Here is a 16,687-nt window from a genome sequence, read left to right on the forward strand (position 1 = left end):
ACTGCTGCGCCACCAACGGCACCGCCAAGAGCAGAACACAAAGTATAATCTTGATACGCACGCTGATTTGGACCTGCACAACCAGCCAGCAAACCAATCGTCAGCAATGCTGCCGTTAATTTAACTGTAATATTCATAGTTTTAGTTCCTTTAGATTTATTGCTTAGTTGGTAATCGTTTGTTGATATCTTGGCTGACACGGTGGTTAATCCATGTGTTCAGATTCAGACATCATAATAATACGATTTACATTTGAAGTGTAACATATTAAAAAAAAGGCATATTTAACCTTAATTATGTCCCTGAAAATTAAAACCGGCTATCCATAGGGTCGTTTTCCATTTCCAGAGATAATGCTTGGGCACCAGCGTCCACAGGGAGTTCACCAGTCTCAGATCCTAGCTTAATCATCAACCTTACTTCATTACTTGAATCAGCATTTCGCAATGCATCTTCGTATGAAATTTCTCCCGCTTTATACAAATCATATAAAGATTGATCGAACGTTTGCATTCCCAGTTCCCGAGAACGTTTCATAACATCTTTGATTTCGGCAACCTTACCCTTTTCGAGCAAATCTCCAACTAAAGGCGTATTGAGCAAAACTTCAACTGCAACCGCCCGCCCGGAGCCATCTTTTTTGGGAATCAGCCGTTGTGCTACAACAGCTTTAAGGTTTAGAGACAAATCAAGAAATAATTGCTGATGCCGATCTTCCGGGAAAAAGTTAATCACCCTCTCCATCGCCTGATTAGCATTGTTGGCGTGAAGAGTCGACAAACATAAATGACCGGTTTCAGCAAATGAAATACCGTAGTCCATAGTATCCCTGCTACGGATTTCACCGATCATAATCACGTCAGGTGCCTGTCGCAATGAATTTTTCAACGCAACTTCATAGGAATCGGTGTCGACACCAACTTCACGCTGAGTAACCACACATCCTGCGTGTTTATGGTCAAACTCAATTGGGTCTTCAATTGTCAGTATGTGACCGGTACTGTTCTGATTTCGATAACCAATCATCGCAGCCAGCGTTGTTGATTTACCGCTTCCAGTTGCGCCTACAAACATTACCAGTCCTCGCTTGGTCATGGCAAGTTCTTTGATAATCTCTGGAACATGCAGCTCTTCAATGGTCGGGATTTCCCCTTTTACCAGACGTAAAACCATGGCAATTCGACTGCGTTGATACAGCGCACTGACCCGAAAGCGGCCGGCACCTTTGGTATCAATAGCGTAATTACATTCCTTATCGCGTTCAAAAGTACGTTTTTGTTCATCGTTCATCGTACTCAACACCAATTCACGCGCTTCTTCTTCAGTTAAAGGTTCCTGCGAAAGCGTTGCCATGCGGCCATTTACTTTCAAGGTAGCAGGCCGACCTGAAGTAATAAAAATATCAGAGGCTTCGTGTTTTACCGCAGCCTTAAGAATAGTGACTATTTCCATCATGATCTCCTAACGGAACAGATCCTTGTTCACGGCACGGGGTAATGCTTCATGCTTGGTGATTTGCTGACGACGTACCAAATCCTGCAAACACTGATCCAATGTCTGCATTCCTAAGGCACCCCCTGTTTGAATTGAAGAATACATTTGCGGGACTTTATCTTCACGAATCAGATTACGGATAGCCGGTGTACCAATCATGATTTCATGTGCGGCGATTCGCCCTCCACCGACTTTCTTCAGCAATGTTTGAGAAATTACTGCCCGCAGTGATTCTGACAACATTGAACGTACCATATCTTTTTCCGCCGCCGGAAATACGTCGATAATACGGTCTATCGTTTTTGCCGCTGATGAGGTATGCAGAGTGCCAAATACCAGGTGACCGGTTTCCGCGGCAGTCAGTGCCAGACGAATGGTTTCCAGATCCCGTAACTCCCCGACCAGAACAATGTCGGGATCTTCCCGCAAAGCACTACGTAACGCCTCACTGAAGCCATGGGTGTCACGATGCACTTCACGCTGATTGATCAGACATTTCTTACTGCGATGTACAAATTCGATGGGGTCTTCAATGGTCAGAATATGTTCGTTATCTTTTTCATTCCGATAATTAATCATTGCAGCCAAGGTGGTCGACTTACCGGAACCGGTCGGTCCGGTGACCAGCACAATACCGCGATTATTATCGGAAATCTGTTTGAAAATTTCGGGGGCACCCAATTCTTCCAGTGTCAGCACCGTTGAAGGAATGGTCCGGAAAACGGCCGCTGCCCCCCGGTTCTGATTAAACACATTGACACGGAAACGCGCCAGGTTGGGAATCTCAAACGAAAAGTCTGCCTCCAGAAACTCTTCAAAATCCTTACGCTGACGGTCATTCATGATGTCATATATCATGGCATGCACTTCTTTGTGCTCCATGGCGGGCAAATTGATGCGTTTTATATCGCCATCAACCCGAATCATTGGCGGCTCACCAGAGGAGATGTGCAAATCGGATGCATTGTTTTTTGCACTAAAGGTCAGCAATTCAGTAATATCCATGCACATTCCTTAATTCGATAATGATGGCTACATGTCGATGACAACATAGCGAATACTGTTAAAGGTAGCGCGCTCCAGACTGGCTTGCAACATGACAAATTCAAAAACACGTCTGCAATCTGTGATGAACTTCATCAAATTGGCAGAACAACAGGCTAATCGCTCCCCAGGCTCAGTGAAATTACTTGCTGTCAGCAAAACCTGGCCGGCATCCCGGCTACGTGAGCTAGCTGAAGCAGGACAAACACGCTTTGGTGAAAACTACCTGCAGGAAGCCTTACAAAAAATCGCAGAACTAGCAGATTTAGAACTGGAATGGCATTTTATCGGCCCAGTTCAATCCAACAAGACCCGTGACATTGCTGCCAACTTTGATTGGGTTGAAAGTGTGGACAGGCTTAAAATTGCGCAACGGTTATCTGACCAGCGCCCGACTGAAAAACCACCATTGAATATCTGTCTGCAAGTCAACATTGACGATGAAGCGAGCAAGGCAGGTGTTCATCCTGACGGTTTAATCGAACTTGCTGCTGCGGTAAGCCAGCTGAAAAATGTTCGGTTAAGCGGTTTAATGATCATTCCGGCAATAGCAGAAACGGTTGAACAACAGCTCGACGCCTTTGGCCGGGCGCAGCAGCTTTTTTCTCAACTCAAAACCGCCCACACTACTGTTGATACTTTATCAATGGGAATGTCAGCTGATATGCAGGCCGCTATTTCGCAAGGCAGCACCATGGTCCGGATCGGGACAGCACTGTTTGGTGAGAGACATACACCCAATAAACAATAACCAGTACACTACAGCATTGAAGAATCCGTCCCAATGGAGAAAGTTTAAATGATACCTTGCAAGCTCGCCTTTATCGGCGGTGGAAATATGGCGCGCAGTTTGATTGGAGGCTTGATCGCCAATGGCATGCCAGCTGAAAATATCCATGTTGCCGATAAACATGCCGCAACACTTGAGTCACTTAACCGTCAATATCCTGTGCAGACGTTTACCAGCAACCAAAAAGCTATCGAGGGCGCTGATGTCATCATTATTGCTGTCAAACCTCAGCAACTACAGGAGGTTGTTAAAGCGCTTCACTCTTCCTGGCAAGAAAAACAATTACTCATTTCAATTGCCGCCGGCATCCGTATTGAAGATATCAGCCGCTGGCTGGATAAACCACAGGCTGCAATTGTACGTGCAATGCCCAATACCCCAGCGTTGGTTGAAGCCGGAGCTACCGCGCTATTTGCAAATGAATATGTTAACCACAAGCAGCATGAACTGGCGGAATCCATCTTGCGTGCCTGTGGTTTGGCAATCTGGCTAAATGAAGAAAAACACATGGATGCCGTTACTGCCGTTTCCGGTAGTGGCCCCGCCTATTTCTTTCTGGTGATGGAAGCGATGGAAAATGCGGCTATTGAACTTGGTTTACCGCAGGAAACCGCACGACTATTATGTTTGGAAACCGCATTCGGAGCCGCTAAAATGGCCCTTGAAAGTGGCGAATCCGCCAGCACTTTGCGTAAACAGGTCACCTCTCCGGGCGGCACGACCGAAAGAGCTATTCATGAACTGGAAGATGGTGGCTTACATGGATTATTTGAGAACGCATTAGTGGCCGCGGCATTACGCGCAAGAGAGCTGGCCAATGAACTGGGACAAGACCATGCCTAATAGCTATTTTTCAAATCCGCTGATGTTTCTGATTGAAACACTTTTCCAGCTTTATATGTATATCGTTGCCATACGGTTGCTGTTACCGCTGATAAGAACTTCATTTACCCATCCCCTGATTCAGACAATTATCCGAATCACCGAGCCACTTTGTGCTCCGTTACGCAGTTTTATGCCCAGTACCCGAAAATTTGATTCTGCCGTTTTGCTGCTATTGATTCTGGTCACATTAGTCAAACTGACGTTGTTGCTGAGTCTGGCGGGGGCATGGCCCGCCCTCATTGGCTTGGTCCTGCTGACTGCTGCAGAATTATTCTCACTGTTTATCAGTCTGTTTACGGTGACTATTATTATTGAAGTGCTGCTTAGCTGGCTGGCCCCTCAAGGTTATAATCCCGTCGCCAGTCTGATTCAGGCGATAAATGCGCCTTTGCTGGACCCAGTACGCAAAAGGATGCCGTTAATGGGGGGAATTGATTTATCGCCATTGGTTGTCATCTTAGGGCTACAGGTTCTGTCGATGCTGGTGATGCCTTTATTGCTCGGCACAGCGTACCCCCAGTATTAATTTTATAGGACACAGTACATTATGTCGGACTCCCTGCCAGCTGACTCTGTCGGATTGGTAACCCCTTCTCATTTGCATATTGATAAGCCGTTGGCGCTGGATTGTGGGCGAACGTTGCCACAATTCGATTTGATTTACGAAACTTATGGCACGTTAAACGCAGAAAAGAGTAACGCTGTACTTATATGCCATGCCTTGTCTGGCGATCATCATGCTGCAGGGTTTAATTCTCTGGAAGACCGTAAGCCCGGCTGGTGGGATACGGCGATTGGGCCAGGAAAAGCCATTGATACCAATCACTTTTTTGTGGTGTGCCCAAATAATCTTGGCGGTTGTAAAGGTTCCACAGGCCCTAATACTATTAATCCTGAAACCGGCAAATTATATGGTCCCGACTTTCCCATTGTGACGGTCGCTGACTGGGTAAAAAGTCAGGCAATACTGGCGGATTCATTAGGCATCCATAAATGGGCCGCGGTGGTTGGCGGTAGCCTTGGTGGCATGCAAGCCCTGGATTGGGCAATTACACTGCCCGAGCGGGTTGGTCATGCTCTGGTTATCGCTGCAGCGCCAAAATTATCCGCACAGAATATTGCATTTAATGAAGTAGCCCGGACAGCCATTAAGTCTGATCCTGAATTTCATGAGGGCCGCTATCAGGAATTCGATACTGTTCCACGACAGGGACTGGGACTGGCCAGAATGTTGGGCCATATAACCTATCTGTCCGATGAAGCAATGGGCGAAAAATTTGGTCGTGAATTGCGCAGTGGCAAAATTCAGTATGGCTATGATGTTGAGTTCCAGATCGAGAGTTATTTACGTTATCAAAGCTCAAGCTTTGTAGAACGTTTTGATGCCAATACCTATTTACTAATGACCAAAGCACTGGATTATTTTGACCCGGCCAAGGAGTTTGACGACGATCTGACACAAGCAGTCAAAGCCATTCAGGCCAAATCGTTGATTATTTCGTTTACCAGTGATTGGCGTTTTTCACCTTTACGCTCACTGGAAATTGTCGATGCCTTGCTCAGTGCCGGCAAGTCAGTAAGTTATGCCGAAATTGAAGCCACGCAGGGACATGATGCTTTCCTGATGCCTATCCCCCGCTACATGGAAATCTTTGCCAGCTATATGCAGCAAGTTGCAAAAGAGGTGAATAGCTGATGACTTTACGGGTTGATTTACAAATTATCAGTGACTGGATCCCAGATAATGCCCATGTGCTCGATCTGGGTTGCGGCAATGGGTCTTTGTTAAAACATCTGCAACAACGCAATGTCACCGGCTACGGGTTGGAAATAGATAACAGCAAATTTTCCGAATGTATTGCAGGTGGTGTTAACGTCATTCAGGCAGATTTGGATGAAGGTCTCAGTCAGTTCGGTGATCAGAGCTTTGATTTTGTCATTCTGTCACAAACCCTTCAGGCAGTTAAACGTCCTGACTTTCTGCTCAGAGAAATCATGCGGGTTGGCAAACAGGGAATTATCGGTTTTCCTAATTTCGGCCATTGGCAATGCCGTTTTCAACTCGGGTTACGGGGCAAAATGCCGGTATCCAAAAACCTGCCAAATGCCTGGTTTGATACACCCAATATCCATTTATGTACTTTGAAAGATTTTGAAAAGCTCTGTGACCAGTATGGTTTTAGTGAGGTGAACCGCAGCGTGGTGAATCACGAACATAAAGATACGCTTGGCATTCGCTTATTACCTAACCTGTTCGGCCAGATAGCTGTTTATTTGATTCATAACGGAAACTCATGAAAGATTATCAACGCGACTTTATCGAATTCGCCCTAGCAACCGGTGTTTTACGCTTTGGTGAATTTACCCTCAAATCCGGACGTATCAGTCCTTATTTTTTTAATAGCGGTTTGTTTAACAGCGGTGCAACATTGGCCCGGCTGGGACGTTTTTACGCCCAGGCTATAAGCGAATCCAAGCTTGATTATGATGTGTTATTTGGTCCGGCTTATAAAGGTATCCCGTTAGCATCCACTACAGTTGTTGCATTGGCCGATCAGCATGATCGCGATGTACCCTATGTATTTAATCGTAAAGAGAAAAAAGATCATGGTGAAGGCGGACAACTGGTCGGCGCGGAGCTTAAAGGTAAGGTACTAATAATTGATGATGTAATTTCCGCCGGGACCTCCGTAGGAGAATCTGTCGATATCATTCGTGCAGCAGGCGCTGATCCAGCAGGCGTCATTATTGCACTGGATCGTCAGGAACGTGGTCAGGGCGAATTATCCGCTATTCAACAGGTTGAGCAAACACATAAGATCCCCGTTGTCAGTATTATCTGTCTTAATGACTTACTCAGCTATCTGCAGGGTCATCATGACTTACAACAACATTTACCTGCGGTAAAAGCCTATCGGGAACAATATGGGGTCTGAGTTTTAGGGCTTGTTGGTCTTTCATATCCACCACTGCTGGCGGCTATTTTTGTGTCCGACAAGGTGGAAAGCACGCCGTGTAGCTTTCCTACATAAGTCTTTGACAAATGCGTCTGGAACGCATTTGAACAGCTTCGCTGGCCGCGTAGCGTTGAAATACAGGGATGTATTTCATACAACGCAGGCGGTCGCAAAAATAGTCCCAGCCCTTCGGGTTGTGACTGAAAAACCAACAAGCCCTAGAAAGGCCCCCAAATCAATCTGATAGCAATTAATAAGGTCACTATTTCAAAGCTGCGTTTTATCCACCGGTTGCCCCACCGTAAAGCCAGATGGGATCCGAGATAACCACCCAATAATGAACCTAACAGTAACGCAGGAATCCAGTCCCATTTTATTTCACCCAGAATACCCAGGGTGATCGCGCCTGCACCATTCCAGAATAATCCAACCAGAATCAGCGTATAAGCCACTGCACGCTGATAATCCATGCCAAACCATAATATCAGCCATATGGTCACAAACAGCCCGGTTCCCGAGGTGAGGGATCCATTTAGAATGCCCAGAAAAAACAATATAATCGCACCAATCAGGTAACCATTGCGTTCACGATTTAACGGCGTGTATAACTGTCCTAAAGCCGGTTTAAATAATGAATATATGCCTAATGATCCGGTTAATACGCCCAGGGCAATCTCTGCGATTCGATCTGGTACCATTAATATCACACTGCCACCGATCACTACCCCCGGCAGACCGGCCACCAACAGCAATATCACAAACTGACGTTCAAGTCGGCTGGTAGAAATGTAACGCAACGCTGCGCCTACTCCTAACGCTACACTGGCCACTTTATGGGTGGCTAAAGCCACAGAAAACGTCAAGCCAAGGAATATCAAAACCGGGAACTGGATTAATCCTGCACCACCGCCACTTAATGCCGAAAAAGTATTTGCCAGCAAAGAAATGACAAACAGAATAAAATGTTCAATAAAGCTCAATTTAATAAGGCTCTCTGGGAAAACATAATGATTTCAATACGCTTTGTAGCGGCTTTGATGCTAAGCGCAACATTATTAATCGCCACCACCGTATCCGCGGATCAACTGTACCGTTTTACTGACGAAAACGGTATACCCACGATAAGCAAAACGTTACCGGCAGAAGTTGCACAACAAGGTTACGATATTCTGGATGAGAAAACGATGCGGGTTATTAAACGGGTTCCCCCTGCACCGACTGAAGCGGAAATAGCTGAGCGTGAAATACAGAAAAAACTGGAGCTCGAGCAACAAAGACAGGCTAAAGAAGCCGCCAGAATAGAAGCCGAAAAACGACGTAAACAGGCTATTTATGATCATAACCTGCTTTCCGCCTATCAATCCGAACAGGATTTGCTTAATGAACGTAATAAAGACCTGCAATACCGAGAAAAACGTATTGAAGTATTAAAAAAGAAGCGTAAGGGTTTGCAGCAACGATTGCAGCAGGTACAACAGCAAGCTGCCGATAATGAATTAAGCGGTATTGGTCTCAGTGCCAATCTGCAAAGTCGCCTGCAAGCTGCGCAACAGGAACTTGATAATAATCAGTCAAGCATTCAACAGTTACAAACTGAAATTGATACGCTGAATATGCAATATGAACTGGATCGTCAGCGCTTACGTGAACTGCTGGGCACCGCGACAGAAAATTAAACCAGCAAATCGAGTTGGCTCATCAATAATTGATTTTCAGTATGGTTGCCAATGCTGATCCGTAAAAACTGATCAATTCTCGGCTTGTTAAAGTGGCGAACAATCACCCCTTTTTCCCGCAAGCCCGCCGCTAATGTTGAAGCATCGTGTTGCGGATGTTTGGCAAACACAAAATTCGCCGCCGAAGGCAAAACTTCAAAACCCAATTCTGTCATAGACTGAGTTAGCCATTCGCGCTCACTAATAACTTGTTGCTGACATTGTTTAAAGTAGCTCTCATCCTGATAAGCTGCGACCCCGGCAGCAATCGCCAGACTATCAAGCGGATAGGAATTAAAGCTATCCTTTATCCTGACCAATGCTTCAATCAACTCTGGATGACCTACCGCAAAACCAATGCGCATACCTGCCAGAGAACGAGACTTAGACAAGGTTTGGGTGACCAGCAGGTTTGGGAATCTTTGCGTTAACGGAATCGCAGTTTCACCGCCAAAATCGATGTACGCCTCATCAATGACCACCACCGTGTCGCGGTTCATTTCCACCAGCCGACGAATGTCGTCCAGCGATAATAAACAGCCAGTCGGGGCATTGGGATTGGGCAGGATAATACCGCCGTTATCACGTTCGTAGTCGGTGATATCGATTGCAAAGTCAGTATTCAATGGCACTAAAACCGAATCAATCTCATATAACTGACAATACACCGGATAAAAACTATAGGTGATATCAGGAAACAAAACCGGCTTTCCATGCTTGAAAAAAGCATTAAACACATGCGCCAATACTTCATCCGAACCATTGCCAACAAACACACTTTCGGCTGGTACCTTATGGTAATCAGCAATTGCCTGTTTTAATGGGCCGCCATCAGGAACAGGATACAAACGTAAACGCTCGGTTGTGGCCATGCGAATGGCTTCCAGCACTTTGGGCGAGGGACCGAACGGGTTTTCGTTGGTATTGAGCTTAACCAGATTATGCCCGCGCGGTTGCTCACCCGGCACATAAGGTTCTAATGAATGAACAAAATCACTCCAGAAGCGGCTCATTATTTTTCCTGTAAACGATACTCAGCACTGCGAGCATGTGCAGTCAGACTTTCACCGCGCGCCAGCACTGATGCAACTTGGCCGAGACTTTGGGCACCTTGTGGTGAGACCTGAATCAGGCTGGAACGTTTTTGAAAGTCATAAACGCCCAGAGGCGAACTGAAACGGGCAGTTCGGGATGTCGGCAATACGTGGTTTGGTCCGGCACAGTAATCACCCAATGCTTCAGGAGTATAACGTCCCATAAAAATCGCACCGGCATGACGTATTTTTTTGGCCATTTCCATCGGCTCATCAACGGACAATTCCAAATGTTCTGGCGCAATATAATTGCAGACTTCAACCGCCTGCTGCATATCCTCGACCAGAATCATTGCCCCACGATTATTCAGTGACGTTTCAATAATGGCCTTACGTTCCATGGTTGGTAACAAGCGAGCAATGGATTGTTTCACCTTCTGCAGAAAATCTGCATCAGGAGAAATCAGAATCGATTGCGCATCTTCATCATGTTCAGCTTGAGAAAACAGATCCATGGCAATCCAGTCTGGATCGGTCTTGCCATCACAAATCACCAGAATTTCTGATGGTCCGGCAATCATATCAATACCCACGGTCCCGAACACCATGCCTTTTGCAGTCGCTACAAAGATATTGCCCGGTCCTACAATTTTATCGACCTGTGGAATTGTTTCGGTGCCATAAGCCAACGCTGCAACAGCCTGCGCGCCACCAATTGCAAAAATTCGATCAACACCCGCAATCGCTGCAGCCGCTAACACCAGATCATTTACTTCATCATCCGGTGTCGGCACCACCATGATTAATTCCTGGACCCCGGCGACTTTGGCTGGAATGGCATTCATCAATACCGATGAAGGATAAGCGGCTTTACCACCAGGGACATACAGCCCGGCCCGATCCAATGGCGTGACCTGTTGACCCAGTAAAGTGCCATCAGCCTCTACGTAATGCCAAGATTCCTGTTTCTGGTGTTCATGGTACTGACGTACACGTTCAGCTGCTTTTTCCAACGCCTGACGTTGTGCAGCAGGGATAGATTTCAATGCCGCTGCAGCCCGTTCCAATGGAATTTCCAGTTCTGCCATAGCGGTTGCTTTAACCCGATCAAATCGTTGGCTGTATTCAACGACGGCCTGGTCACCACGTTGTTTAACATCTGCCAGAATATTTCTAACCGTGTCGGTTATTGCCGCATCAGAGACACCTTCCCAGGCCAACAGCTCGGAAAGCTTTGGCCAGAAATCAGCTTGCTGGAAATTCAATTCACTTATTTCAATCATTTGCCTGCTCTTTTACTGCTTTGCGGATCTGCTCAATAAATTGCTGGATACGCGCATGTTTGGTTTTCATGGATGCCTTATTGACCACCAATCGCGAACTTATATCCGCGATATGTTCCATTGGTATCAAACCATTAGCTCGTAACGTATTACCTGTATCCACCACATCGACAATTCGATCCGCCATACCCACTAGAGGTGCCAGCTCCATGGAGCCATAAAGTTTGATGATCTCGACTTGCTGCCCCTGCTCGGCATAAAAACGCTTGGTGCTCTCGACAAACTTGGTCGCTACTTTCAAACGGCCCTGCGGTTCTTCAGCATCTTTTTTACCAGCAGTCATCAATTTGCAGCGCGCGATATTCAAATCAACCGGTTCATAAAGCTCGGCCTCCGGATGTTCCATCAATACATCCTTACCTGCCACGCCCAGATCAGCACCACCATATTCCACATAAGTAGGAACATCAGAGGCACGCACAATAATGAGGCGCACATCCGGAAGATTGGTTTCCAGAATCAATTTGCGACTTTTTTCCGGATCGTCCAATGGCTCGATACCAGCCGCTTTCAGAAGCGGCAGAGTTTCTTCAAATATGCGACCTTTGGATAGAGCCAGCGTTATCATTTCAGCCATTAGAGGCCACCCTTGCCTGGGTTGGGATACGGCGGATGCGTGCACCTAATTGCTGCAATTTTTCTTCTATACATTCATAACCACGATCAATGTGATAAATACGCTCGACCTGGGTTTCTCCTTCGGCTACCAGAGCCGCCAGAACCAGACAGGCTGATGCCCGCAAATCAGTTGCCATCACCGGTGCTGCAGTCAACTTTTCCTGACCCTTGCACACCACCGTGTTACCTTCGATTTGCAGATTTGCGCCCATACGCTGCATTTCCTGCACATGCATAAAGCGATTTTCAAAAACGGTTTCGACAATAGTAGCCTGCCCATCTGCAATACTGTTCAGCGCAGTGAACTGAGCCTGCATATCCGTTGGGAAAGCCGGATAAGGAGCGGTACGAATATTGACAGCTTTAGGACGTCTGCCTTCCATATCCAGGGAGATCCAATCCTCACCAATTTCAATTTTTGCTCCAGCCTCTTCCAGCTTGAGCAATACCGCTTCCAACTGATTGGCATCGGTATCCTTGAGTTTGACACGACCACGAGTAATTGCTGCTGCCACCAGATAAGTACCGGTTTCAATACGATCTGGAAGAATCGCATAATGAGTACCATTCAGTTTTTCCACCCCTTCAATCTGAATCGTTGTCGAACCGGCACCGGTAATTTTCGCGCCCATTTGATTCAGGTATTTGGCCAAATCAACAACTTCCGGCTCTCGCGCCGCATTTTCAATTATGGTTGTACCTTTAGCCAGCGTTGCCGCCATCATCAGGTTTTCAGTACCGGTTACCGTGACCTGATCCATAAAGATATGAGCACCTTTGAGGCCTTTACCACTGGTAGCTCGAATGTAACCGTTTTCCACTTTAATTTCTGCGCCCATCTGCTCCAGACCACGCAAATGCAGATCCACTGGACGCGAACCAATCGCACAGCCGCCCGGCAAAGATACATCCGCTTTACCGAAACGGGCCAGTAACGGCCCCAGCACCAGAATCGATGCCCGCATGGTTTTGACCAGATCATAAGCAGCTTCGGTAATGGTCAGCGTCGAAGGATCAATTAACACCCCTGAACGTTCATCAACGGTTAGCGTTACGCCCATACGGCCTAACAACTCAAGAGTGGTTGTAATGTCATGTAAATGTGGCACATTGCCAATACGAACTGGCGAATCAGCTAACAATGCGCCCATCAGTATCGGCAACGCCGCATTTTTGGCACCGGAAATACGGATCTCGCCATCCAGCGCGACACCACCTTTAATGATTAATTTGTCCATGAGTTTGCTCTGGAAGATTAAGGGAATGGATTAGCGAGAGACGCCCGTTTTCAGTGACAATGCGTGCACAGCACCACTACTGAAGCTGTTACCCAAGGTTGCTTTGACCATACGGTGTTGTTCTATCAGGCTTTTTCCAGAGAATGACGGACTAAAAACCCGCGCATCAAAATGCTGGCCATCTTCACCAAACACTTCAACATCAGCATCAGGTAAGCCTGCTTCAATCATTACTTTGATATCTGCTGCTTTCATGTTTCACCACTTAAATTATAGTTATTGCAGAGGAAGAAGTTCTTCCAGTCCGCTTGCTTCTGCCATCGCCAGCATCTGTGCTGGCATATTAAAATAACGAATCGGCTTATTTAATTTTTCAGCCTGACGCATCCATTCGATTAATAAGGCCAATCCGGCACTATCACTGCGACTGACTTCAGTTAAATCAACATCGAGCGTATCCGTTTCAGCAAACAATTGATCTGTCATATTGATACCGCTAGCTGCCGTATCAAACGTCAACTCACCAGATACCAGGATACGTTTGGTGGCATCATCAAAAATCAGCTTCATCATCTGGCTTTATCATTACGTTTGGCAAGACTTTCTATCAAAGCATCCATGCCGCTGGTTCTGATATCACGGTTAAATGATGAACGGTAGTTAGTCACAAGACTGATGCCTTCAATTTTGACATCATAAACTTTCCATTCATCGTTCTTGTTTTTATAGAGTGATAATGCCATTGGAACTGATGGACCGTTTGGTTGTACAACTTCCATTGGCACACTTACCCGACCTTTTTCCACATCATCACGAAAAGGTAAAAACCGAATTTCTTCATTGGTATATTCCAGCATTGCAGTGGCATAGGTTCTGACCAGTAACAAACGGAATTCTTCAACAAACTTAGCTTGTTGTTCAGGTGAAGCATCGCGCCAGCTTAGACCTAATGCCAGCTTGGCCATACGCTCAAAATCGAAATGCGGAAACAGAATATCCTGAACCAGCGTATAGATTTTCTGCGGATTGGTTTCCAGTTCAGCTTCGTTGTCCTTCAAAGCTTTCAGCATATTGTCTGAGGCTTCTTTGACTAAAGCCTGTGGTTCCGGCATCGCCTGAGCAGATGCACTGAACGCCAGCATACCCAGCATAAATGCTGCTATAAACTGGAGAGAAACTTGTTTAAGTTTAATCATCTTATTCACCTTCCGCTGTACTGTACAAGAATTGGCCAATTACCTGCTCTAGTACTACTGCCGGTTGCGTTAAATCAATCACATCACCGTCTTCCAGGAAAAAATCATCCGCACCCGGCGATAGACTGATGTATTGCTCTCCCAGCAGACCTGCAGTAAAGACACTGGCAGAGGTATCTATCGGAATGTTGTCATACTGTGGATAGATATTAATGGTGACTTTTGCATCATAGGTGTCAGGATCCAGTGATATTGATGTCACACGACCAACTCTTACCCCGGCCATCGTTACTGGAGACCGTGGCTTCAAACCACCAATATTCTGAAAATTGGCGACGACTTCATAGCCTTTTTCATCAGTAATATCGCCAAGGTTACTGACCTTCATAGCCAACACAAATAAGGCTGCCATGCCAGCGGCGACAAACAAACCGACCATAATTTCGGTACTTCTTTTCGAATTCATTTAAACATCTCCAAACATCAACGCAGTCAGAACAAAGTCCAGGCCGAGAATAGCGAAAGCGGAATGGACAACTGTCCGCGTTGTGGCGCGCCCCACACCTTCCGAAGTTGGTGAAGCATCATAACCTTCAAACAGAGCAATCCATGTCACGACAAAACCAAAGACAATACTTTTTATTACCCCGTTCAGGATATCTTCATACCAGTCAGTTTTAGCCTGCATCTGCGACCAGAAAGCACCATCATCGACACCGAGCAGGCCATGTCCAACCAAAAAAGCACCAAATATTCCTACAGCACTGAAGATAGCGGCCAGTAATGGCATGGATATAAGACCGGCTAAAAACCTTGGAGCAATGATACGGCGCATCGGGTCAACAGCCATCATTTCCATACCTGATAACTGTTCTGTACTTTTCATTAAACCGATTTCAGCCGTCAGGGCCGAACCAGCTCGACCAGCAAACAGTAATGCACTGACAACCGGACCAAGTTCTCTGACTAATGACAATGAAACCAGCACACCTAAGGATTCTTCAGCACCAAAATCTACCAGCGTATTATACCCCTGAAGCCCAAGAACCATGCCGACAAATAAGCCGGATATCAATATGATGAGTATTGATAAAACGCCCACATAAAATAATTGCTGAATAACCAGTGAAAAGCGGAATACCGAGCTTGGAATCCCTGCCAGCATCTGCACTAAGAACAAATGGCCCCGTCCAAGTCGCTGAAAGGTATTTTGTCCCCAGCGACCAAGGCTGCGCAGCAGCTCGATCATTGTGTTTCCTTTGAATTCAACAGATCATTTTTAAAATCATTACCCGGGTAATGAAACGGAACCGGTCCATCTGGCAACCCCTGTAAAAATTGCTTGACCCACTCCGAGCCAGAAGTTTTCAGCGTGTCGGGATCACCTTTCTCAATGACCTTTCCGCCGGATAACAGATAAATTTCATCAGCAATCTTGGTGGTTTCAGCGACATCGTGAGATACGATAATACTGGTGAGCCCCATTGCATCGTTGATGCGGCGTATTAGATTCACCAGCGTCCCCATTGAAATGGGATCCTGTCCGGTAAAAGGCTCATCGTACATAATCATCATCGGGTCCAGTGTGACGGCCCGGGCCAAAGCAACTCGGCGTGCCATACCACCAGATAACTCAGCCGGCATCATATCCCTGGCATTTCTTAGCCCCACTGCCTGAAGTTTCATCAACACCAAATCACGAATCATGGACTCGGGTAATCTGGAATGTTCACGCAATGGAAAAGCAACATTTTCAAAAACATTCAGATCGGTGAGCAACGCACCACTTTGAAACAACATTCCCATTCGCTTGCGCAATTCGTAGAGCTTGGAGTGAGAAAGCTTGTGGACATTTTGGCCGTCAACTTCAACAGTGCCGCGATCCGGTTTAAGCTGACCGCCAATCAGTTTCAGCAGCGTGGTTTTACCCGTACCACTCGGCCCCATGATAGCGGTTACCTTACCTTGGTAGATATCAATATCCACACCGCTGAAGATAACTTTGTCTCCACGGTTAAAATACAAATCCCTGATTTTGATCAGTGGCGCCATTTATTACTGCCGATATTAGATATAAAGATCGGTAATTTTCTTGAATCGCTGTTGGTAAGTCAAATCGCTGTGTGGAAAAACCATTCTGTATCGGCTAAAGTGTTGTCGCCATGTTAAGTTTGAGGAACTAGTTCTATGGGTATTGACTCAAAGTTCCTGCAGATATTTTGGTAAACCACCGATCAAACGGAGAAATTTAAGAATGAAGAAATTTTTGCAAATCGTTGCAGCCGCAGTTATCGCCTTACCTTTGGTAGCCACAGCGCACGGCCCTACTCGTCAGGAAGTTGATGAGAAAATAGTGATTAATGCTTCACCTGA

General features: G+C 46.2%; 20 protein-coding genes and 1 pseudogene. 7 read left to right on the plus strand and 14 right to left on the minus strand.

Annotation, left to right across the window (positions count from 1 at the left end):
- The 3 genes and pseudogenes from B3M51_RS01295 to B3M51_RS01305 all read right to left on the minus strand — a co-directional run.
- Positions 1-200 (minus strand): annotated as a pseudogene (locus B3M51_RS01295) (hypothetical protein); the annotation flags it as partial.
- 109 nt (positions 201-309) lie between these two features.
- Positions 310-1,452 carry a PilT/PilU family type 4a pilus ATPase gene (locus tag B3M51_RS01300; protein WP_292479451.1) on the minus strand — a complete coding sequence of 381 codons (1,143 nt, stop codon included), beginning with the start codon at positions 1,450-1,452 and terminating at the stop codon, positions 310-312.
- Positions 1,453-1,461: 9 nt separating this feature from the next.
- Positions 1,462-2,499 carry a type IV pilus twitching motility protein PilT gene (locus B3M51_RS01305; RefSeq protein WP_014705911.1) on the minus strand — a complete coding sequence of 346 codons (1,038 nt, stop codon included), beginning with the start codon at positions 2,497-2,499 and terminating at the stop codon, positions 1,462-1,464.
- 91 nt (positions 2,500-2,590) lie between these two features.
- Between B3M51_RS01305 and B3M51_RS01310 the strand changes: the two genes are divergently transcribed.
- Genes B3M51_RS01310 through pyrE form a run of 6 tightly spaced genes read left to right on the plus strand, consistent with a single transcriptional unit; the run spans position 2,591 to position 7,149 of the window.
- On the plus strand, positions 2,591-3,289 hold the full coding sequence (locus B3M51_RS01310) for a YggS family pyridoxal phosphate-dependent enzyme (RefSeq protein ID WP_292756297.1): 699 nt from the start codon (positions 2,591-2,593) through the stop codon (positions 3,287-3,289).
- A 48-nt stretch (positions 3,290-3,337) separates the two neighbouring features.
- A complete protein-coding gene (gene proC, locus B3M51_RS01315) occupies positions 3,338-4,171 on the plus strand; it encodes a pyrroline-5-carboxylate reductase (protein ID WP_292479373.1) in 834 nt (277 codons plus the stop codon).
- On the plus strand, positions 4,164-4,739 hold the full coding sequence (locus B3M51_RS01320; protein ID WP_292479374.1) for a YggT family protein: 576 nt from the start codon (positions 4,164-4,166) through the stop codon (positions 4,737-4,739). Before proC ends, B3M51_RS01320 begins: the two co-directional genes overlap by 8 nt.
- A 21-nt stretch (positions 4,740-4,760) precedes the next feature.
- Complete coding sequence (gene metX, locus B3M51_RS01325) at positions 4,761-5,909, plus strand: homoserine O-succinyltransferase MetX (RefSeq protein ID WP_292479375.1); 1,149 nt, start codon at positions 4,761-4,763, stop codon at positions 5,907-5,909.
- Positions 5,909-6,511: a methionine biosynthesis protein MetW gene (metW, locus tag B3M51_RS01330; protein WP_292756300.1), complete on the plus strand. Its 603-nt coding sequence runs from the start codon at positions 5,909-5,911 to the stop codon at positions 6,509-6,511. The genes metX and metW overlap by 1 nt, the downstream gene beginning before the upstream one ends.
- Positions 6,508-7,149 carry an orotate phosphoribosyltransferase gene (gene pyrE / locus B3M51_RS01335; RefSeq protein WP_292479376.1) on the plus strand — a complete coding sequence of 214 codons (642 nt, stop codon included), beginning with the start codon at positions 6,508-6,510 and terminating at the stop codon, positions 7,147-7,149. Before metW ends, pyrE begins: the two co-directional genes overlap by 4 nt.
- Positions 7,150-7,388: 239 nt before the next feature.
- On the opposite strand, the gene B3M51_RS01340 is transcribed toward pyrE, so the two are convergent.
- Positions 7,389-8,150 (minus strand): sulfite exporter TauE/SafE family protein, encoded by a 762-nt coding sequence (locus B3M51_RS01340; protein ID WP_292756302.1) that lies wholly within the window; start codon positions 8,148-8,150, stop codon positions 7,389-7,391.
- A 27-nt stretch (positions 8,151-8,177) separates the two neighbouring features.
- On the opposite strand from B3M51_RS01340, the gene B3M51_RS01345 reads away from it, so the two are divergent.
- Positions 8,178-8,846, plus strand: coding sequence for a DUF4124 domain-containing protein (locus B3M51_RS01345; protein ID WP_292479378.1), 669 nt, complete (start codon positions 8,178-8,180; stop codon positions 8,844-8,846).
- Here B3M51_RS01345 and hisC read toward each other — a convergent pair.
- Genes hisC through B3M51_RS01395 form a run of 10 tightly spaced genes read right to left on the minus strand, consistent with a single transcriptional unit; the run spans position 8,843 to position 16,366 of the window.
- Complete coding sequence (gene hisC / locus B3M51_RS01350; RefSeq protein WP_292479379.1) at positions 8,843-9,898, minus strand: histidinol-phosphate transaminase; 1,056 nt, start codon at positions 9,896-9,898, stop codon at positions 8,843-8,845. The genes B3M51_RS01345 and hisC overlap by 4 nt on opposite strands.
- Positions 9,898-11,202: a histidinol dehydrogenase gene (gene hisD / locus B3M51_RS01355; RefSeq protein WP_292479380.1), complete on the minus strand. Its 1,305-nt coding sequence runs from the start codon at positions 11,200-11,202 to the stop codon at positions 9,898-9,900. Before hisD ends, hisC begins: the two co-directional genes overlap by 1 nt.
- Positions 11,195-11,830 (minus strand): ATP phosphoribosyltransferase, encoded by a 636-nt coding sequence (gene hisG, locus B3M51_RS01360; protein ID WP_300497491.1) that lies wholly within the window; start codon positions 11,828-11,830, stop codon positions 11,195-11,197. The genes hisD and hisG overlap by 8 nt, the downstream gene beginning before the upstream one ends.
- Position 11,831: 1 nt before the next feature.
- Positions 11,832-13,118, minus strand: coding sequence for a UDP-N-acetylglucosamine 1-carboxyvinyltransferase (gene murA, locus B3M51_RS01365; protein WP_292479381.1), 1,287 nt, complete (start codon positions 13,116-13,118; stop codon positions 11,832-11,834).
- Positions 13,119-13,148: 30 nt separating this feature from the next.
- Positions 13,149-13,373 carry a BolA family protein gene (locus B3M51_RS01370; protein ID WP_292756305.1) on the minus strand — a complete coding sequence of 75 codons (225 nt, stop codon included), beginning with the start codon at positions 13,371-13,373 and terminating at the stop codon, positions 13,149-13,151.
- A 21-nt stretch (positions 13,374-13,394) separates the two neighbouring features.
- Positions 13,395-13,691 carry an STAS domain-containing protein gene (locus tag B3M51_RS01375; protein WP_292479382.1) on the minus strand — a complete coding sequence of 99 codons (297 nt, stop codon included), beginning with the start codon at positions 13,689-13,691 and terminating at the stop codon, positions 13,395-13,397.
- A complete protein-coding gene (locus B3M51_RS01380) occupies positions 13,688-14,314 on the minus strand; it encodes an MlaC/ttg2D family ABC transporter substrate-binding protein (protein WP_292479383.1) in 627 nt (208 codons plus the stop codon). Before B3M51_RS01380 ends, B3M51_RS01375 begins: the two co-directional genes overlap by 4 nt.
- A gap of 1 nt (position 14,315) precedes the next feature.
- Positions 14,316-14,780: an outer membrane lipid asymmetry maintenance protein MlaD gene (gene mlaD, locus B3M51_RS01385; protein WP_014705895.1), complete on the minus strand. Its 465-nt coding sequence runs from the start codon at positions 14,778-14,780 to the stop codon at positions 14,316-14,318.
- Entirely contained in the window at positions 14,781-15,563 is a 783-nt protein-coding gene (gene mlaE, locus B3M51_RS01390; RefSeq protein WP_292479384.1) for a lipid asymmetry maintenance ABC transporter permease subunit MlaE, read from the minus strand.
- Positions 15,560-16,366, minus strand: coding sequence for an ABC transporter ATP-binding protein (locus B3M51_RS01395; protein WP_292756308.1), 807 nt, complete (start codon positions 16,364-16,366; stop codon positions 15,560-15,562). Before B3M51_RS01395 ends, mlaE begins: the two co-directional genes overlap by 4 nt.
- Positions 16,367-16,687 lie beyond the last annotated feature (321 nt).

The sequence above is a fragment of the Methylophaga sp. UBA2689 genome (assembly GCA_002354555.1).
GTDB lineage: Bacteria > Pseudomonadota > Gammaproteobacteria > Nitrosococcales > Methylophagaceae > Methylophaga.